The organism is Streptomyces yaizuensis (assembly GCF_034961445.1).
Taxonomy (GTDB): Bacteria; Actinomycetota; Actinomycetes; order Streptomycetales; family Streptomycetaceae; genus Streptomyces; species Streptomyces yaizuensis.
Genome location: NZ_BSBI01000002.1, coordinates 39178 through 58738 on the forward strand (window position 1 = coordinate 39178; position 19561 = coordinate 58738).

Genomic DNA, 19561 nt, shown 5'->3' on the forward strand with positions numbered 1-19561 from the left:
CCCTACCACTGTGCCAGCTCCCGCGCTTTTCGGCGCGTCCCCTCCGGCGGGACCACTCCCGGTGGTGATCCGCATCCGGTTCCGGATCCCGTTCCGGATTCCGTTCCCGCGGTCCGCTGGACCAGTGGTGGACAAAGCGCGCAAGCCAGACCGTTGACTGCGGTCGGGACTCTGCTTCGCGTAGTGTCACGCACACCTACTCCCGGCCGACCGTGGTGCACCCGTGATCCGATTCGACAACGTCTCCAAGAGCTACCCGAAGCAGAACCGCCCCGCCCTGCGCGATGTCTCGCTAGAGATCGAAAAGGGAGAGTTCGTCTTCCTCGTGGGGTCGTCCGGTTCCGGAAAGTCGACCTTTCTGCGGCTGATCCTGCGCGAGGAGCGTGCCAGCACCGGTCTGGTGCACGTCCTCGGCAAGGACCTGGCCCGGCTGTCGAACTGGAAGGTGCCGCACATGCGCCGCCAGCTCGGCACCGTCTTCCAGGACTTCCGGCTGCTGCCGAACAAGACCGTCGCCGAGAACGTCGCCTTCGCCCAGGAGGTCATCGGCAAACCCCGGGGCGAGATCCGCAAGGCGGTGCCCCAGGTGCTCGACCTGGTCGGCCTCGGCGGCAAGGAGGACCGGATGCCGGGCGAGCTGTCCGGTGGTGAGCAGCAGCGGGTGGCCATCGCCCGCGCCTTCGTCAACCGGCCGATGCTGCTGATCGCCGACGAGCCCACCGGCAACCTCGACCCGCAGACCTCCGTCGGCATCATGAAGCTGCTGGACCGGATCAACCGGACCGGTACCACCGTGGTGATGGCGACCCACGACCAGAACATCGTCGACCAGATGCGCAAGCGCGTCATCGAGCTGGAGCAGGGCCGTCTCGTACGTGACCAGGCCCGCGGTGTCTACGGCTACCAGCACTGAGCCTCTGCCTCTGGTGGCTCCGTCGGCACAAGCAGCAAGCGCAAGGAAAGGCTGAACGCACGCGATGCGCGCCCAGTTCGTACTGTCGGAGATCGGCGTCGGTCTCCGCCGCAACCTCACCATGACCTTCGCGGTCATCGTCTCGGTGGCCCTGTCGCTCGCGCTCTTCGGCGGGGCCCTGCTGATGAGCCAGCAGGTCAACACGATGAAGGACTTCTGGTACGACAAGGTCAACGTCTCGATCTTCCTCTGCAACAAGAACGACGCGACGACCTCCCGCTCCTGCGCCAAGGGGGCCGTCACCGATCAGCAGAAGCACCAGATCAAGGCCGATCTGGAGAAGATGGACGTGGTGGAGACCGTCCACCACGAGACCTCCGAGCAGGCGTACAAGCTCTACAAGAAGCAGTACGGCGACACCGGCATCGCCGCCACCATCACCCCGGACCAGATGCAGGAGTCGTTCCGGGTCAAGCTCAAGGACCCGGAGAAGTACCAGGTCGTCGCCTCCGCCTTCGCGCAGCGGGACGGCGTGCACCAGGTCCGCGACCAGCGGGACATCCTGGAGAACCTGTTCGAGCTGATGAACGGGATGCGGATCGCCGCGCTCTGCGTCATGGGGCTGATGCTGGTGATCGCGATGATGCTGATCGTCAACACGGTGCGGGTCTCGGCGTTCAGCCGCAGGCGTGAGACCGGGATCATGCGTCTGGTCGGCGCGTCCAGCTTCTACATCCAGATGCCGTTCATCATGGAAGCCGCCTTCGCGGGGCTGCTCGGCGGCGCGGTCGCCTGCGGCTTCCTGCTGCTGGGCCGGTACTTCCTGATCGACAACGGCATCGCCCTCGCGGAGAAGATGCAGCTGGTCAACTTCATCGGCTGGGACGCCGTCCTCACCAAGCTGCCGCTGGTGCTGGCGATCGGTCTGCTGATGCCCGCGCTCGCCGCCTCGATCGCGCTGCGCAAGTATCTGAAGGTCTGAGGAACGGGCCCCGCGCAAGGGTCCGACCATGTGACAAGCGCCCCGGGCGCCGTACGGGCAACCACCGTACGGCGCCTTTCGCTTGGCCTAGACTCGCAGCCATGCCGGGCCCGGAACCCTCTCGCCACCGGCCCTGCCGCATCCGCCGCGGGGCCGCTCTGACGTTGGTCTTCGCCACCGCCCTGGCCGCCGGCGCCGCGACCGACGCGCTGCCCCGCGACGGCGAGGCGGAGAGGCCCTCCGCCGTCCGCCCGGCCGGTGCCACGGTCGACGGGAAGCTCGTCGCCCGCGCCGCCGCCGAGGCCGTCGCCGACGGCAAGTCCGGTACGGAGGCGGCCCAGGAGGTCGTCAGCCGCAGCGGCGACCGGTGGGGCGCGGTCTACGACGAGGACGAGTACGAGTCGTTCCGCCAGGACCTGGACGGCCGGTACACGGGGGTCGGGCTCTCACCCCGCCGCAGTGGGGACGGGCGGGTCGAGGTGGCCCGGGTCCAGTCCGGGGGCCCCGCCGACCGGGCGGGCATCCGGGCCGGCGACCGGCTGCGGGCGATCGACGGCACGGCGGTGGACCGGCGCCCGGTCACCGAGGTCGTCGCGCTGCTGCGGGGCGCGGAGCGCACCCGGGTCGACCTCGGTCTGGAGCGGGCGGGCCGCGGCTGGACCCGTTCGCTGACGCGGACCACGCTCTCCACGGAGTCCGTCACCGTCCGCCGGCTCGACCGGGACGCGGTGCTGATCCGGGTGGCCGCCTTCACCACCGGCTCGGGGGAGCGGGTACGGGAGGCGGTGCGGCGGGCCCCGGCGGGTGCCGGGGTCGTGCTGGACCTGCGGGGCAACAGCGGCGGCCTGGTCCACGAGGCGGTCGCGGCGGCCTCCGCCTTCCTCGACGGCGGCCTGGTGGCGACCTACGACGTCCACGGCGAGGAGCGCTCCTTGTACGCGGAGCCCGGCGGCGACACCCGGCGGCCCGTGGTCGCCCTCGTCGACGGCGGCACGATGAGCGCGGCCGAGCTGGTCACCGGGGCGCTCCAGGACCGTGGCCGGGCGGTCACGGTCGGTACGCGCACCTTCGGCAAGGGCTCGGTGCAGATGCCCAGCAGGCTGCCCGACGGCTCGGTGGCCGAGCTGACCGTGGGGCACTACCGGACCCCGGCCGGGCACAGCGTCGACGGCACCGGCATCACCCCCGACCTCCCGGCCCGCGCGGCGGCCGAGGACCGGGCCCGCGCCGTCCTGGACGGCCTCGGGACGACCTCGTAAACCTCTTGCGGCGGGGTGCGAAAATGAACGCACTATGGCTAAGGACAACGCGAAGGCCAAGAGCAAGGCCAAGGGGCAGGAACGCAAGCTGATCGCGCAGAACAAGAAGGCGCGGCACGACTACCACATCATCGACACCTACGAATGCGGCCTGGTGCTGACCGGCACCGAGGTGAAGTCGCTGCGGCAGGGGCGGGCGTCGCTGGTGGACGGCTTCGTCCAGATCGACGGCCACGAGGCGTGGCTGCACCATGTGCACATCCCGGAGTACGCCCAGGGCACGTGGACCAATCACGCCGCGCGGCGCAAGCGGAAGCTGCTGCTGCACCGGGCGGAGATCGACAAGCTGGAGGCGAAGCTCCAGGACGTGGGGCACACGATCGTGCCCCTGGTGCTGTACTTCACGGGCGGCCGGGCCAAGGTCGAGATCGCGCTCGCGAAGGGCAAGAAGGAGTACGACAAGCGGCAGACGCTGCGTGAGCGCCAGGACCGGCGCGAGTCGGACCGGGCGATGTCGGCGGCCCGCCGACGGCAGCGGGAGGCTTCCTGACCGGTCTTCCCCGCGCGCCCTGGCGTGCCGGTGGGAAATGGCTGGCACGGGGCCGCTCCGGTCACGTACGATGGCTACGTCCCGCACCGCCGGGGCACGGTTTGAAAAATCAACATGGGGATGATCGGTTTCGACAGCGGATGTCGAGGCAGGGGAAGCGAGCCGAGGAAGCGGCAATGATCTCGTAAACCATATGTCGCAAACAATAATCGCCAATTCCAAGCGCGATAACTCCGAAGCCTTCGCCCTCGCTGCCTAATAGGCAGTAGAGCGAACCTTCATTCATGGAGCGTCAGCCCGGGGATCGATCCCGACCCGGCCCCTGGCGTCAGCTAGGGATCTTTACCTCTAGTCCCGGTCACGGGGGCTGGTAGGGAAAACAAACAGTGACTGAGCCCGTCGGAGACTTGTTCGCGTGATCTCCGGGGCTGAGAAAATCGCAGCGGACTGCGCTCGGAGAAGTCCTGGTTCCGCACCGTTGGACGCGGGTTCGATTCCCGCCATCTCCACTCATCCCATGTGGGCAAGGGCCCGGCTGTCGAGACAGCCGGGCCTTTGTCATGCCCGCCGCGCATTTCGTCCATGCGGACGGGCGGCGGTACGGGCCAGGACGCAGCCCAGCGCGGCGGCGGCGACCGGGAGGGCGTAGCCGTAGGCGGGGCCCAGGTGCTCCGCCGCGTACCCGCCCGCCGCCGACCCCGCCGCGATCCCGCCGAGGATCGCGGTGACCGCCAGCGTCATGCCCTCGTTCAGGCTCCCCGCCGGGGTCAGCCGCTGCACCAGCGTCATCCCGGTGATCATCGTCGGCGCGGTGGCCGCGCCCGCCGCGAGCAGGGCCGCCGCGAGGAGTGGGACCGGGGCGCCGGAGCCCGCCGCCAGCAGCGGCCCCACCAGCAGGGCGCTCATCGCCGCGAGGCAGCCGGCCAGCCGCCGGTGCGGGTCGCGGGCGGCGCGGAGCGTCCCGTACAGCAGTCCGGCGGCGGCGGACCCGGCGGCCGTCAGACCGAGGAGCACCCCCGCCCCGGGCCCCTCCACGAGGGCGAGGGTGGAGACCTCCAGCGACCCGAAGACCACCCCGGTGGCGAGGAACACCGCGAGCAGCGGCGGCATGCCCCGGATCCGCAGCGGGGAGCGCGCGCCCGCCCGCCGGGGGGAGAGCGGCGGCTCGGTGGCGCGCCGGGTCGCGAGCACCAGGACGCCGGTGAGCAGCAGGGCGGCCGCGACCAGGGTGCCCGCCTCCGGGAAGAGCGCCGACGAGAGCAGCGCGGCCAGCGCCGGGCCGAGCATGAAGCACAGCTCGTCGGCGGCCTGTTCGAAGGAGTTGGCCGTGTGCCGGGCGGCCGGGTCGTCGCGGTGGACATGGGCCCAGCGGGCGCGGGCCATCCCACCGGTGTTGGGGGTGGTGGCGGTCGCGGCGTACGCGGCGAAGAGCGTCCAGTCGGGCGCGTCCCGGCGTACGCAGAGCACCAGCGCGAGTGAACCCAGTACGGCGAGGGCGGTGGCCGGGACGGCGACCCTGGCCTGTCCGTACCGGTCGACGAGCCGTGCCGTCCAGGGTGCGACCAGCGCGGTCGCGGCCAGTCCGGTGGCGACGACCGCGCCGGCGAGGGCGTAGGAGCCGCGCGTGCCGGCGATCATGACGACCGCGCTGACGCTGAACATGCCCATGGGCAGCCGGGCGAGCAGCGCGCCGGCGGTGAAGGCGCGGACCCCGGGCGGGGCGAAGAGCCGCGCGTACGGGCCCGGCGGCCGGGCCGTCCCTGTCCGCCTCCGCCGTCCGGCGGGGGCGGGGAAGCGGGGGGCCGGGACGGGGGTCTCGGCGGTCAGCCCCAGCAGCGGGGCGGTGGTGTGCGGCATGCCACCACCCTCACCGCCGTTCCGGTACGGGGTCCAACACCTGCTCCGGCCCGATTGACGCACCCCTGTTGTAAGTTCGGCGGATGCCCGCCGATGTCGATCCCCGGCTGCTGCGCGTCTTCCTCGCCGTCGCCGACGAACTCCACTTCACCCGCGCCGCCGCCCGGCTCCACATCGCCCAGCAGGCCCTGAGCCGCGATGTCCGCCGGCTGGAGCGGGAGCTGGGCGCCGTGCTCTTCCAGCGCACCACCCGTCAGGTCGCCCTGACCGCCGACGGGGAGCGGCTGCGCCCGTACGCCCGCCGGGTGCTCGCCGCCCACGAGGAGCTGGCCGCCGCCTTCGCCGACGTGGACCGGCCGCTGCTGGTGGATCTCAACACCGAGGGCATGGTCTCCGGCCGGATCCTGGACCTGGCCCGCGAACTCGCCCCCGACCGGGAGCTGATGGCCCGCTACGAGTCCGGTCTCACCGGCGCCGCCGCCGGGATCGCCGCCGGGCGGCTGGATGTCTCCTTCGGGCTCTTCGACGGCCTCGCCCCCGCGCTGCGGGCGCCGCTGTCGCGCCGGATCGTCCGCTGGGAGCCGCTGGCGGTGATCCTTCCGTGCGATCATCCGCTCGCCGCCCGGGAGGGGGTGCCGCTGGCGGCGCTCGCGGGGGAGACGGTCTACGCGGGCGCGGGCAACCCCGGTACCGCCGAGTGGACGGGCCGTGCCGGTGCCCTCTTCGGCCGGCACGGCATCCTGCTCGCCCCGCCCGCCCCGATGGCCGTCGGCGCGGAGGAGTTCCGCCGGATCATGGCGAGAACCCGCCGTCCGGTCCTCGCGGTCGTCGACTTCCCGCCGGTCCCGGGCACGGTCGTGCGCCCGCTCACCGACCCGGTGCCCCTGGCCCCCCTCTCCCTGGTCTGGCGCACGGGCCTGCGCCATCCGGCCCTGGATGCCCTCCACGCGGCGGCGACCCGGCTGGCGGAACGGGAGGGCTGGGCGGTACGGGTGGGCGCGGGGGAGGAGCGGATGGCGTGAGCGGGCACAACGGCCGGACACAGGGGTGTGCCCCCCGGAAGGACTCCGGGGGGCACACAGGGTGGTGACGGGGGTCAGCCGATGGTGAGCTTGTGCTTCCAGCCCCCGCTGCTGTTGCCGACGACCTCCGTGCCGGTGCCGGTGAGCACGTCCCGCGCGCCCATGTAGACCCGGACGGCGCCGTCGGTCCGCAGCGTCCAGATGTCGGGGATGTCGTCCCCGTTCAGGTCCGGGGCCCCGTACACGATGCGGATGCTGTCCGTGCCCCAGCCGAGGCCGCTGTAGTACGTGTCCTCGCCCTTGGCCGAGTAGATGGCGGCGGACAGCGACTTCAGCTCCACTCCGCTGCCGGCGGGGTCCTTCTTGCCGGTGCGCAGCAGCAGCCGGCCGGAGTCACCGGAGCGGTAGACCAGGTCGGCCACCTTGTCGCCGGTGATGTCCTGGACGGAGACGATGTCCCGGTTGGCCCAGGGGCTGGAGGAGAGGCGGACGGCCTCCTCGACGGTGGCGCCGTTGTAGCCGATCAGGGCCCAGATGGCGTCGCCGACGGTGAGGAAGAAGTCGGTCTTTCCGTCGCCCGTGGCGTCCCCGGCGGCCACCAGCTGGGTGATGGTGTCCGGGTCGGGGGCGTTGGCCGGCAGGATGATCTCCTGGCGCTTGTCGGTGTTGACGCCGCCGTAGCCGTCGCCGGGGTAGACCCACAGCTTGCCGTCGCGCCGCGCCACCAGGTCCTGGAGGCCGTCGCCGCCGTAGACATCACCCAGATGGGTGATCAGGGTGCCCTTCCAGTAGCCGGAGGGCGGTGCCGCGTGCTCCGGTTCCCCGTCGCCGCCGTGCGGATCCCGCTCCGGGTTGGCCCGGTAGGCGCCCGCCATGGAGTAGTCCAGGTCGCCGGTGCCCTTGGTGAGGTCCGGGGTGTGCTCGGAGGGGTAGAGGCGCAGATTGCCGTTGCCGTCGACCACCATCAGGTCGGGAAGCTCGTCGCCGGTGAAGTCTCCCGGTGCGTCGGCCTTGTGCCGGGGCGCGGTGTAGAAGAAGTACTTCCGGGGTTCGGAGATATGGCCGGCGTCGTCGACGGCCCGGACGTAGAGCACGTTCGGCCCGGCCAGCGGGGGCTTGAGGCTGACATCGCGCTCGGTGGTCACCGGGGTGCCGGTCGTGCGCGTCACCGAGCCGGTGTACGACGCCTGGTTGAAGCCGTACTCGTACTTGACGACGTCGGTCTGGTTGGCCCGGAAGGTGAAGACGCCGCTCGTGCCGAAGGCGCGCTCACTCCAGCGGCCGTCCTCGGAGTCGGTCCCGAAGCCGTTGTCCCTGGTGTCCGCGTCGGGGAAGTCGACGGAGCTGACCCGGGGCGGGGTCGGCCGGGACTTGTCGAAGACGAACCGGCAGGGGGTCTTCGAGTGGGAGTACGCGGAGGAGGCGCCGAACTTGTCGACCGCCTTGGCCCGCCACGAGTAGGTGACGCCGTCCCTGAGGCCGGCCGTGGAGAAGGGGTCGGTGTGCACCCGGGCCGTCGTCTTCTGCGAGCCGACGGAGACCTTCCCCTTGGCGCCCAGCAGATTGGCCGTGCTCCCCTTGGTCGGCCACAGCTCGAAGTTGACCGTGGAGAGGTTGCCGTCCTTGTCGGCGGCGCTGCCCCAGAAGGTCAGCGACGAGGCCCCGACGTTGACGTACGGCGCCGTGGTGTCGCAGCTCAGGTCCGGGTCGAGGTCCAGGCTGGTGGGCGCGGACGGCGGCCGGTTGTAGTGCAGGTCGACATGGGGACCGTTGCCCCCGTTGGCCTGGAACTTCTTCCACGAGTACTGGGACTTCTCGTCCGCTGCCCTGAAGCCCAGGGTCAGGGTGGACCAGCCGCTCCTGAGCGCCTTCGTCGCGGTCGGCTTCACGTCGAACTTCACATACTTGCGCGGGCAGGACGTGGACTTCCAGCCGTGCGCGAAGCTGTCCCCGGCGATCTTGTTGCTGTTGTTCATCGCCGGCGCGTTCTTCCAGTTGGTCTTGGAGTTGACCTCGCCGGTGAGATGGACGGACATGCTGCGCTTGCTGCACGACCAGGAGTAGTTCGACAGGGCCCGGAGCTGCGCCGACACGACCGTGGCGGTCTTCAGGTCGGATTCCCAGTCGATGGTGAAGTACGAGCGGGAGGTGCCCCAGGTGTCGGACTCGAAGCCGACCCGGGCCTCGTGGGTGCCGCCCTTGTTGAAGTTCTTGCCGTTGTAGAACGTCGCCCTCGGGTGACGGCTGTACGCGGTGGTCCAGTCGTTGGTGTGCTTGGTGACCGAGGGGTCGATGAAGACGGGGTAGACCGTCTCGGGGTCGTTCAGGAACTCCTGGTCGGGCGTCATCACCCAGGTGGAGCCGGAGAGATCGGTGCCGACGAGGGCGCCGCGGGTGTCCGGCTGCGGCCCGTTGAGGTTGGGCAGCGAGAGGGTGGCGGCGGGGCCCGTCTGCGAGGGTTCGGGGCTCGGCACCGGCGGCACCGGCGGGTCCGAGCCCGCTATGTCGTCGATGGCCGAGGGGTCGGGCGCCTCGTCGGTGGCCTGGGGCAGCGCCTCTTCGAGGACGTCCTCCTGGTCGCCGTCGTTGAGGGTGTCCGTCGGCGTGGGCGAGGGCACCTCCTCCGGCGCGTCCGGCGGCCCGGGGTCGTCGGTGGGCAGCACCTCGGGCTCCGTCGGCGGCACATCGGTACCGGCCTGGCCGTCGGTGAGCGCCGGGGTGCCGGAGTTGTCCCACATCAGCGGGGTCGGCGAGTGGGCGATGTCCGTTCCGCCCTCGTCGACGGCCGTGAGCATCCCCGTGGCGGGGTCCAGGGCGAAGTCGAGCGCGGGCGAGGAGATCCCGTAGCTGAGCTGGGCGACCCTCGGATCGGCCGCCGCCTGCCGGTTCTTGACCACCAGCAGCTGGGCGAAGCCGCCGTCGTCGGCGGTCAGCACCAGGTCGGCGCCCGGCAGGATCTCCGGGTAGAGCGCCCGCGAGCCGTCGATGATCGGCGCGGGCACGGTGCCGGGCCAGGTCAGCACGATCTCGTGGGTGCCCACCTTCAGGGTGGCGAGCGGGTTGCCCCCGGGGACGTTCGCCGTGGTGGCGCCCGGGAGCAGGGAGACGCGGCGGGCCGTGGCCCGGGAGGCCCGGTCGTCCCCGGCGGCGGAGCCGGCCGAGAAGACCATGCCGGTGTTGGTCGCCCGGGGGGACCAGCCGCCCTTGACGCGGGTGAGGCCGGTGTCGATGGCCTTCCACTCGCCGCCCGCCTTGGCGCGGATCGGGGTGGCGTGGACGCGCCGGTGCATCAGCCCGTCCGGGCGGGCCCAGGTCGTGGAGTACGCCGTCCGCTTCGCGGTGGCCTCGACCGGCTTGCCGGTCCTGGCGGCCCGTGCGGCGGCCTGCCCCTCGGAGAGCGGCCGCGGGGGCCGCTCCGTCTTCGGGGTGGCGGAATCCTTGCGTTCCGGCTGCTCCTCTGGGCCGTCGAGGCCCAGATAGGTCAGCCCGGTGGCCAGCACGGCGGCTGTTGCCGCCGCCGCGATCGTTCGGCGCCCGGGCGTGCGCCATCTGCCCGTCATCAGCGAGTTCCCTTCCCCCCTCGGAACCGGCGTTGTGGCGACCGTCGCCGCGGTTCCCTCATGGCTGGTCACGCGGCTCGACAGTCGGCACGGGCGTGACGGATGCGGAGCTGATCATGGCTCACGGCGGTGCGGCCGTCACGTGTTCACGGGGGAACCGCACGGGCGGCGAACGCGTCTCCGGAGCGCGGCCGTTGCCGGCCCGGCCGCTGCTTCGGCGCTGCCCGCCGCCGCAGTAATTCGCGCATACCGGGATGCGTGCGGACAACGCGGCACAGGTTATGCCCGGCCATATGACTACTTCACGCCATGCAGCCGTTACATCGGCATGTCGATAAATAGTTCCCGCGTGGGCGACTGCATGCATTTGCCATCCATCTGATGCGGAGTCAACCGATTACGGACTGTGATGATCATCACTTGATCACATGCCATCTGGCCTTTCTTCGCGCGGCCGCCACAGAATCTCCCCGTCTGACAACACATCACCTGCGGTCTGCCCCAGGCGCCGCTACTCGACGTCCGGGGGGACCCCGTCGTGCCATCCATCCATCCACCGCGCCGCAGGAGACTGCGCGTACTCACGGGCTCCGTCCTGAGTACCGCGCTCTTCGTCTCCCTGCTGCCGTCCGCCGCGCAGGCCCTGCCACCCGACCCGGCGCGGGACGAGACGCCGCGACAGAACCAGCTCGATCTCGAAAAGCTCCAGCAGGAGAAGCCGGTCGAGGGGGAGACGCGCAACGCGCGGCTGCTCCAGATCCAGGCACCCGAGCCGGAGGTCCACACCACGCCGCCGGACGGCACCGCGACCGCCCCCGCCGGGGGCACCGGCTCGGTCTTCTTCGAGAGCCTGGACTGGCCGACGGGGGCGTTCACCGATCAGCCCGCGACGACGCCGCCCGCCGCCCCGCCGCCCCCGCCCAAGCCGGTCGGCACGCTCCCCGTGAAGCTGGGCAAGGCGCGCAGCAGCCTCCTGCCGCCCAGCGGCACCTGGAACGTGGCCCTCGCGCCCCGTACCGCACCGGAGTCCGACGGCGTCGACGGCGCGCTGGTCACCGTGACCGGGCCCCCCACCGGGGCCGTGCCGGTCTCCGTCGAGCTGGACTACCGGAAGTTCGAGAACCTCAACGGGGCCGACTGGGCCTCCCGGCTGACCTTCGTCCAGTTCCCCGAGTGCTATCTCGACACCCCCGACGTGGAGGAGTGCCGGGAGTACGAGGAGCTGGAGACCGAGCACGACCCGATCGCCAAGACGATCACCGCGGACGTCGACCCGGAAGCCGACACCGTGACCGTCCCCGGGGCCCCCGCGGCCGCCCGGGCCGCCGCCGCGGGCGGCAGCCGTGCCGTCGTCGGCGCCGTCGACTCCGGCTCCGGTGAGGGCGGTTCCTTCAAGGCGACCCCGCTGGCCTCCAACGGCACCTGGTCCGCGGGCTCCTCCGCCGGCGCCTTCGCCTGGAGCTACCCGCTCCAGGTGCCGCCCGCCCCGGCCGGACCCGCGCCCAACCTCACCCTCGCCTACAACTCGCAGGCCGTGGACGGCAAGACGGCGACCTCCTCGCCGCAGTCCTCGTGGCTCGGCGAGGGCTGGGAGTACGACCCCGGCCACATCGAGCGCCGCTACCGCACCTGCAAGGACGACCGCAAGAAGACCGCAGCGGGCGAGGCGAACAACACCGCCAAGAAGCAGCGGACGTCCGACCTGTGCTGGGTCTCGCACAACGCCGTCATGTCCCTCAACGGCAAGACGGTCGAGCTGGTGCGCGAGGGAGCCACCAACATCTACCGTCCGCAGACGGACGACGGCACCCGCGTCGAACTGCTCACCGGCGGCGACAACGGCGACAACAACGGCGAGTACTGGCTCGTCACCACGCCGGACGGGGTCAAGTACTACTACGGCCTCAACAAGATCGGCGGCGGGCACGCGGACACCGATTCGGTGATGACCGTCCCCGTCTTCGGCAACCACCCCGGTGAGCCCTGCCACGCGAGCACCTTCGCCGCCTCCCGCTGCAACGACGACGTCAACAAGCAGCAGGCGTGGAAGTGGGGCCTGGACAAGGTCGTCGACGCGCACGACAACGTGATGATCGTCAACTGGCACCGCTCCGCCAACTACTACGCGGTCAACAAGAAGACCAAGAAGCCCGAGAAGTACTACCGCGGCGGCCTGCCCGACTCCATCGAGTACGGGCTGCGCGAGGGCCACCTCGGCGCCGTGCCCACCGCGAAGATCGACTTCCTGCTCCAGCAGCGCTGTGTGCAGTCCACCACCGCCTGCGAGTCCGCGAAGTTCGACAACACCAAGGACCCGGCCTCCTACCGTTACTGGTGGGACAGCCCCGGCAACCTCAACTGCAAGGCGGACTCCAAGCTCTGCCCGCCCTTCCCCTCCTTCTGGAACCGGCTGCGGCTGGGCGGGGTCACCACGTACGCCCACCGCCCCGGCACCACCGGGCTGCAGAAGGTGGACACCTTCACCTTCCACCACACCTTCCCGCGCGACTGGTACCAGACCGCTCCGGGCATGTGGCTGAACAAGATCACGCGAGTGGGCTACCTCCCCGGCGCCACCACCGGTGACGCCATGGGCAGCGTGGGCACCAGCTTTGAGCCGTACGTGGTCGGGGCCGACTCCGCCCACCCGCTCTCCCCGTACCTCAAGGACAAGCAGCTCCCCAACCTCGTCCTCAAGGGGAAGAAGGACGCCCGTCCGCCCTTCACCCGTCCCCGGATCGGCGCCGTCACCACCGAGCACGGCGGCGAGATCGAGGTGACCTACAAGGGCGGCTGCCGCACCGAGCCCACGATCGACCAGGCCAAGAACACCGGCACCTGCTTCCCGGTCCGCTGGTCCCCCGGCGGCGACGAGGACAAGCCCAAGATCGCCTGGTTCAACAAGTACGTCGTCCACACCGTCACCGAGACCGACCGGATCACCGGCGTCTCCGACCGGATCACCACCCGGTACGACTACAAGAACGCGGCCTGGGCCAAGAACGACGACGAGTTCACCCAGCCGGGCCTGCGCACCTACAGCCTGTGGCAGGGCTACGGCGAGGTCACCACGGTCAAGGGCAAGAAGATCACGTCCAAGCCGGGGACGCCCCAGACCCAGTCGAAGTCCACCGTCCGCTACTTCCAGGGCACGGGCGGCCCGGTCAAGGACTCCACCGGCACGATCGAGCTGGTGGCGGACGACGCACGCCAGTACACCGGCATGCCGGCCGAGACCCTCAGCTACAAGAGCAGCGAGGGCGGGCTCGTCAGCCGCAGCCTCACCTTCCCCCGGTCGCAGCAGACGGCCGCGCAGAAGCGCGAGGGAGCGGGTGATCTCCTCGCGCACCGGACCAACACCGAGCGCACCGAGGAGCGGAACACCGTCGGCAACGGCTGGCGCGGCACGCGCAGCGACGCCAAGTTCGACGCCGACACGGGGCTGCCGACCGAGGAGGAGAACTCGGTCATCGAGTCGTCGAGCGGCGGCACGATCAAGAGCAGCGACTTCTCGTGCAGCCGGACCGAGTACGTCCACAACACGGACAAGAACGTCCACCTCATCGGCCTGCCGAAGTCGATCCGGAAGACGGCGACGTCCTGCGCCGACTTCGCCACCGCGAACCCGAAGACCGAGCTGCTGGAGTCCAAGCGGCTCTCCTACGACGGCCGGGCGTACGGAGAGGTCCCGCTGAAGGGCCTCGTCACGAACGCGGCCGAGATCAACGGTGACGGCAGCGCCCACGACGCCACCACCGTGACCACGTACGACCCGCTGGGCCGGCCCCGGACGGTGACCGAGCCGCTGAAGGGCACCACCGAGACGGTCTACACCCCCGGCGACACCGGCGGTCCGCTCACCGGCGTCAAGAAGATCAACGCCAAGTTGCACTCGGCCACCAGCACCCTCGACCCCGGTCGCGGGCTCGAAATCGCGGCCACCGACACCAACGGCCGTGCCATCCGCAAGGAGTACGACGCCCTCGGCCGCCTGGTCCAGGGCTGGACCCCCGCCCGGTCGACGGGCGGCAAGAGCGCCGACGTCAAGATCAGTTACCAGAGCGCCCAGATCAAGGAGAAGTCCACCCTCCCGGCCGCGGTCACCGTCCAGAAGATCGACGACACCGGCGGCTACGACAAGCACATCACCGTCTACGACGGTCTGATGCGGGCCGTCCAGACCCAGGCCGAAGCCCACGGCCCCGGCCGGATCGTCACGGACACCACCTACGACGACACCGGCGCGGTCAAGGAGCAGACCAGCCCCTACCTCGCCAAGGGCGACCCGGCCCCCACGCAGTTCAAGCGGCGGTCCGACACCCTCGTACCGAGCATCACCCGGACCCGCTACGACGGGCTCGGGCGCGGGGTCCGCTCCCTCACCTACCACGGGCTGGCCCACGTCGCCACGGCGACCACGGAATACGGCGAGACCTCCACGCTGGTGCGCCCGGCGGGCGGCGCCGCTCCGGTGACGCAGAGCTGGACGGACGCGCGCGGCCGGGTCACCAAGGTCCAGCACGCCACCGACGCCGCCGGCACCCAGTGGCGCGACACCACCTACGCCTTCGACGCCCGAGGCAACCGGATCAAGGCGACGGACCCGGTGGGCAACAACTGGACCTGGGAGTACGACACCAGGGGCCGTCTCGTCGGGGCCACCGACCCGGACACCGGCGCCATTACTCACGGCTACGACGCGGCCGACCGGCAGATTCTCACCACCGACGCGAAGGGCGCGACCCACACCGAGTACGACGTCCTGGGCCGGGTCCTGGCCGTCCGCGAGGGCACCAAGCTGTCGAAGTCGTACGCCTACGACACCCTGCCCGGTGCGGTCGGCATGCAGGTCTCCTCGACCCGCCACGACACGACCGGCGACTACATCAGCCGGGTCACCGGCTTCGATGTCAGCTACCTGCCTACCGGCAGTGAGACAGTCATCCCCGCCCATGAGGCGACCAAGGGGGTCGCGGGCACCTACGCGTACGCGTTCAGCTACACGCCCACCGGAAAGCCGCACTCGGTCACCCTTCCCGCCACGGGCGGCCTCGCCCAGGAGAAGGTGATCACCCGGTACAACGAGGACGGGCTCGCCGAGACCACCTCCGGGATCGACTGGTACACCAGCGGTGTCAGCTACTCGCCCTTCGGCGAGGTGCTGCGCGCCACCACCGGCCCCCAGCCCTACCGGGTGTGGACGACCAACTTCTTCGACGAGCACACCGGCCGTCTCCAGCGCACCGTCACCGACCGGGAGACCCACTTCCCCCGGATCACTGACAGTTACTACGCGTACGACGCCGCCGGCAACATCACGGCCAACGCCCGGAAGATGCCGGAGGGCAACGGCACCACCTCCGTGTGGGACAACCAGTGCTTCACCTATGACGTGCTGGGTCAGCTCAACCACGCCTGGACGAGCAACATCCAGCCCGGCCTCGCCGCCACCGGCTGCAAGGCCGACAACGGCGCCACCTGGGGCCCCCGGACCGACGGCAAGAACTCCAGCGGTCCCGTCGCCCGCGCCGCCGACTCCGCCGCCGACACCCTCACCCCCGACACGGAGCTGAGGAACTCCCTGGCCGCAGCGGCTCCCGCGGCCGGCACCGTCTCCAACGGCGCCACCGCCTACCGGCAGTCGTACGAGTTCGACGTCATCGGCAACCGCTCCCGCATGGTGGAGCACAACACCGCCGACGCGACCAAGAACGTCACGCTGACCTACGGCCACGGCGTCACCGTCCCCGGCAACGGCACGACCCCGTCGAGGCTGGACCAGCCGCACACGCTGACCTCCGTCACCTCCTCGCAGACGGGTGGGAACAGTACCTTCCGGTACGACGCGCAGGGCAACACCACCGCGCGCGAGATCCCGGGCCGCAAGCAGGACCTGACCTGGACGGAGGAGAACAGGCTCGACACGATCACCGAGAGTGGCAAGAAGACCACGTACGTCTACGACGCCGGCGGCAACCGGATCCTGGAGCACTCGCCCACCGGTGCCAAGCTGTACCTCGGCGGGACGGAGCTGACCACCGCGGCGGGCAAGATCACCCGGGCGGAGCGCAGCTACAGCCAGGCCGGCGCACCCACGGTCGTCCGCACCACGGTCAACGGCGCCACCACGGGCCACAAGCTGGCCGTGCTGCTCACCGACCACCTCGGTACGGCGACGACCGCCGTCGAGCAGTCCCCGGGCCAGCCGATCACCCGCCGGGCCTTCAAGCCCTATGGCGAGCTGCGCGGCCCCAAGCCCGTCCAGTGGCCCAACAACCGCACCTACCTCGGCGTCGGCATCGACGACCCGAGCGGGCTGACCCACATCGGCGCCCGTGAGTACGACCAGACGACCGGCCGGTTCATCTCGGCCGACCCCGTGGTCGACCTCAGTGATCCGCTCCAGATGAACGGGTACACCTACTCCAACGGCAGCCCGATCACCAGGAGCGACCCCACCGGTCTGTGGTCTACGCCCGGCTGGATGAAGACCGGCGCGCGCTGGGTCGCCGACGGGGGCAAGGCCACCTGGCACGCCACCGTCGACTTCTCCAACAAGACGGCCGAGAGCTGGCACCGGTTCACCGGCGACCACGCGATGGCCAACCGGTACAAGGCCGAGCGCGAGGGCACGGCCAACGGCCCCTTCAACGCCACCAACTTCCTCAAGGGCGTCGCGGGCAAGCCCTCCTCGTCGCAGGTGTACAAGGCGGTCTACGCCCTCGTCGACTTCCTGATGCCGATCCTGCCCGGTGCGGGCATGGCGCTTTCGGCCATGGCCAAGGGCGCCGCCAAGGCGCCGGCGGCCACCACGAAGGCGGCGAAGGTCACGACCTCGCTGGCGTCCGAGGGAGTGGAGAAGGCGGCCAAACCGGCGGCGAAGCCCTCGGTGAAACAGAGCCGCGCGGGAATGGCCCCCGTCAAGCCCAGTGATCGTGGAGTGGGAGCGACGAAGAGGCAGCCGAAGGTCGAGATCAACCAGCCTGCCGCAGGCTGGAGCGTCGAGAGCCGTGTCGCGGAAATGGACGGCCTGGTGCAGGATTTCGCGCTCAGGACGAGCAACAGCTCAAAGCCGAACCGGACCTACGTCGGAGCATTGAACATCGACACGGGCCAGATCGCCCTGGCCGGATCGGGCTCGCCGGCGGGCGCCAAAATGAGCTGGTGTGCCGAAGGGAACGCGTGCAACGCGGTGGGCGGGGACGCGTCCCGGCTCATCTTCTCCCACGCGTACCAGGTCGCGACCAAGGCGAACCCCCCGCACACCACGCCGAGGGCGGTGTGCGAAAAGTGCCAGGCGGATTACCTGATCGAGTTCTTCGTCGACGGCATCGACTGGGATGAGGGTCCCTGGGACGCGATCACCGGGCGGCGCCGGTGATCCGCTGACCCCGTGCTGCCGCCCGCTCTCCGGAACCGACCGGGGGCGGGCGGTAGCCTTTTCCGGCCGAATGATCAAGTAATGGGTCCACCACAGAGAAAGCCCGGGTAAGAGTCAGCGATGGAATACCAGGAACGTCTGCTGCACGATGTGATCGAGGAGAGCGGCATCCGGGACATGCCCTGCCACTGCGGGCGCACCTGTGCCCATCTCGTCGAAGACATCCTTCACGGGCTTCAGCGGGATCCGTTCAGTCTGGACAGCCGCGTCGAACTGGACGGGCATGTCTTCAACGGACCCTTCATGGGGCCGATGGGGCCTGCCCTCATCAAGGTGCTGTTGGCCGCGCTGCCGTGGCAACAGGGCATCGAACCGCGCCGGACCGTGCTGAACGCCCTTTGGCTGTTGAGCGATTGGGAGAACGAGGAGCTCGGTGCCCAGTGCGCCGAGGTGCTGTCCGCCGGGGTCTGGACCTTCGTGGACGAGGTGGCCTCCGGCCGGGACCTCGACTCGGCCATCTCCTCCTTCGTGATCCTGCGAACTCTGGAGGAGGACATCTGGGTGTCCCTTCTGCGCGAGCGGTACGCTCACCATCTGCCCGCCCGGGTGCTGGAGGAGGAGGACGACTGAGCCGGGACCCTCCCGCCCGGCCCCGCTCTTCCGTTCGCTCCGTCAGCGCCGCGCACCCCGAATTCACCCTCCCGGGTACACCGCCCGAACCCCTTCCGCGCGTATAGGTGATGCCTGTGCCCCGCGCCGCACGGCACGGGCATCACCTCGGGAACGGGAGGACGGCGGATGGTCTCCACCATGCTGGTCAGGGGTACGGCACTCGGCGCGGTGCTGGTGTCGCTGGTCGCGGGGCCGGTGCAGGCAGGGCAGGCGGCGGAAGGGTCTTCGCAACCCCCGGAGCGCACCGCCGCCGCGCTCGCCGCGCCCGACCGGGCCGCGCTGCGGGAGGCCCTGCGGGCCACCCTGCGGAACGGGGCGCCCGGCGCCATCGCCCGGGTGCAGGACGGCAACACCGTCCACACCGTCGCCGAAGGGGTCGCCGACCGCTCCACCGGCCGGGCCATCACCGCCGCCGACCGCTTCCGGATCGGCAGCGTCACCAAGACGTTCTCGGCCGCCGTGCTGCTCCAGCTCGTGGACGAGGGCAGGCTGCGGCTGGACGCCCCGGTCGACGAGTACCTGCCCGGGGCCGTGGACCGGCGGATCACCGTCCGGCATGTGCTCAGCCACCGCAGCGGCCTGTACGACTACACCAACCAGTTGTTCGCCCGTACCGTCTCCGGCTTCGAGGCCGTACGGAACAAGATCTTCAGCTATCGGCAGCTGCTGGACCTCTCGCTGGCCGAGCCGCTCACCGGCCGGCCCGGCGGCCCGTACGCGTACTCCAACGCCAACTTCGTCGTCGCGGGCATGCTCATCGAGAAGCTCACCGGGAACTCCGTCGCCGACGAGTACCGCAGCCGGATCATCACCCCGCTGAAGCTCACCGACACCTTCTACGTCCACCCCGCGACCACCCTCCCCGGCCGGCACACCCGGGGTTACCTCCGCAACGACACGGGCAGCAGCCCCTATGTGGACTCCACCCGGCAGACCGCCTCCTGGGCACAGAGCGCGGGCGCGATCATCTCCAGCGCCCGCGACCTCAACACCTTCCTCTCCGCGCTGCTGCGGGGGAAGCTCACCTCGGCCGCCGCGCTGACCGAGATGCGCCGCTGGACACCCGTGAACAGCACCCAGAAGTACGGACTGGGGCTGCGCCGCCGCGATCTGTCCTGCGGGGTCTCCGTGTACGGGCACACCGGCGCCGTCCAGGGGTACTACACCTACGCGTACACCTCCGGCGACGGGAAGCGCTCGGTCACCGCCGTCACCAACACCTCCAACAACACCACCGTGCTCAACACCCTCCCGCGCACCCTGGAGGCCGCCTTCTGCGGCGCCGCGGCCGCACGGTCGGCCCAGTGGAGCGCGGCCCCCGCCGAACGGGAGGACATCGCGCCGGACCGGCCCTGAGGACCACGG

General features: G+C 70.6%; 10 protein-coding genes and 1 other RNA gene. 9 read left to right on the plus strand and 2 right to left on the minus strand.

Annotated features, from left to right (window positions below; all coding sequences use genetic code 11):
- Positions 1-223: 223 nt before the first annotated feature.
- From ftsE to ssrA, 5 genes are all read left to right on the plus strand, one after another.
- Positions 224-913, plus strand: coding sequence for a cell division ATP-binding protein FtsE (ftsE, locus tag SYYSPA8_RS04090; protein WP_323445554.1), 690 nt, complete (start codon positions 224-226; stop codon positions 911-913).
- A 64-nt stretch (positions 914-977) separates the two neighbouring features.
- Positions 978-1895 (plus strand): permease-like cell division protein FtsX, encoded by a 918-nt coding sequence (gene ftsX, locus SYYSPA8_RS04095; RefSeq protein WP_323445555.1) that lies wholly within the window; start codon positions 978-980, stop codon positions 1893-1895.
- Between the two features lie 101 nt (positions 1896-1996).
- A complete protein-coding gene (locus SYYSPA8_RS04100) occupies positions 1997-3154 on the plus strand; it encodes a S41 family peptidase (RefSeq protein WP_323445556.1) in 1158 nt (385 codons plus the stop codon).
- Positions 3155-3188: 34 nt separating this feature from the next.
- Positions 3189-3704 (plus strand): SsrA-binding protein SmpB, encoded by a 516-nt coding sequence (gene smpB / locus SYYSPA8_RS04105; RefSeq protein WP_323445557.1) that lies wholly within the window; start codon positions 3189-3191, stop codon positions 3702-3704.
- A gap of 116 nt (positions 3705-3820) precedes the next feature.
- Positions 3821-4216: a transfer-messenger RNA gene (gene ssrA, locus SYYSPA8_RS04110) on the plus strand.
- Between the two features lie 46 nt (positions 4217-4262).
- On the opposite strand, the gene SYYSPA8_RS04115 is transcribed toward ssrA, so the two are convergent.
- Positions 4263-5561, minus strand: coding sequence for an MFS transporter (locus SYYSPA8_RS04115; RefSeq protein ID WP_323445558.1), 1299 nt, complete (start codon positions 5559-5561; stop codon positions 4263-4265).
- Positions 5562-5644: 83 nt separating this feature from the next.
- Between SYYSPA8_RS04115 and SYYSPA8_RS04120 the strand changes: the two genes are divergently transcribed.
- Positions 5645-6583 carry a LysR family transcriptional regulator gene (locus SYYSPA8_RS04120; protein ID WP_323445559.1) on the plus strand — a complete coding sequence of 313 codons (939 nt, stop codon included), beginning with the start codon at positions 5645-5647 and terminating at the stop codon, positions 6581-6583.
- A 74-nt stretch (positions 6584-6657) separates the two neighbouring features.
- On the opposite strand, the gene SYYSPA8_RS04125 is transcribed toward SYYSPA8_RS04120, so the two are convergent.
- Positions 6658-10143 carry a DNRLRE domain-containing protein gene (locus SYYSPA8_RS04125; protein WP_323445560.1) on the minus strand — a complete coding sequence of 1162 codons (3486 nt, stop codon included), beginning with the start codon at positions 10141-10143 and terminating at the stop codon, positions 6658-6660.
- Positions 10144-10681: 538 nt separating this feature from the next.
- Between SYYSPA8_RS04125 and SYYSPA8_RS04130 the strand changes: the two genes are divergently transcribed.
- The 3 genes from SYYSPA8_RS04130 (at position 10682) to SYYSPA8_RS04140 (ending at position 19552) form a co-directional block, all read left to right on the plus strand.
- The gene (locus SYYSPA8_RS04130; protein ID WP_323445561.1) at positions 10682-17524 is read left to right on the plus strand and encodes an RHS repeat domain-containing protein; all 6843 of its coding nucleotides are present in this window, start codon (positions 10682-10684) and stop codon (positions 17522-17524) included.
- A gap of 120 nt (positions 17525-17644) precedes the next feature.
- Complete coding sequence (locus SYYSPA8_RS04135) at positions 17645-18154, plus strand: hypothetical protein (protein WP_323445562.1); 510 nt, start codon at positions 17645-17647, stop codon at positions 18152-18154.
- A gap of 168 nt (positions 18155-18322) precedes the next feature.
- Positions 18323-19552 (plus strand): serine hydrolase domain-containing protein, encoded by a 1230-nt coding sequence (locus SYYSPA8_RS04140; protein WP_323445563.1) that lies wholly within the window; start codon positions 18323-18325, stop codon positions 19550-19552.
- The last annotated feature ends 9 nt before the right edge of the window (positions 19553-19561 follow it).

What these genes read in the sequence shown, in the direction of transcription:
- ftsX (WP_323445555.1), top strand. Translation starts at nt 978, where the DNA reads ATGCGCGCCCAGTTCGTACTGTCGGAGATCGGCGTCGGTCTCCGCCGC.
- SYYSPA8_RS04100 (WP_323445556.1), top strand. Translation starts at nt 1,997, where the DNA reads ATGCCGGGCCCGGAACCCTCTCGCCACCGGCCCTGCCGCATCCGCCGC.
- smpB (WP_323445557.1), top strand. Translation starts at nt 3,189, where the DNA reads ATGGCTAAGGACAACGCGAAGGCCAAGAGCAAGGCCAAGGGGCAGGAA.
- SYYSPA8_RS04115 (WP_323445558.1), bottom strand. Translation starts at nt 5,561, where the DNA reads ATGCCGCACACCACCGCCCCGCTGCTGGGGCTGACCGCCGAGACCCCC.
- SYYSPA8_RS04120 (WP_323445559.1), top strand. Translation starts at nt 5,645, where the DNA reads ATGCCCGCCGATGTCGATCCCCGGCTGCTGCGCGTCTTCCTCGCCGTC.
- SYYSPA8_RS04125 (WP_323445560.1), bottom strand. Translation starts at nt 10,143, where the DNA reads ATGACGGGCAGATGGCGCACGCCCGGGCGCCGAACGATCGCGGCGGCG.
- SYYSPA8_RS04135 (WP_323445562.1), top strand. Translation starts at nt 17,645, where the DNA reads ATGGAATACCAGGAACGTCTGCTGCACGATGTGATCGAGGAGAGCGGC.
- SYYSPA8_RS04140 (WP_323445563.1), top strand. Translation starts at nt 18,323, where the DNA reads ATGGTCTCCACCATGCTGGTCAGGGGTACGGCACTCGGCGCGGTGCTG.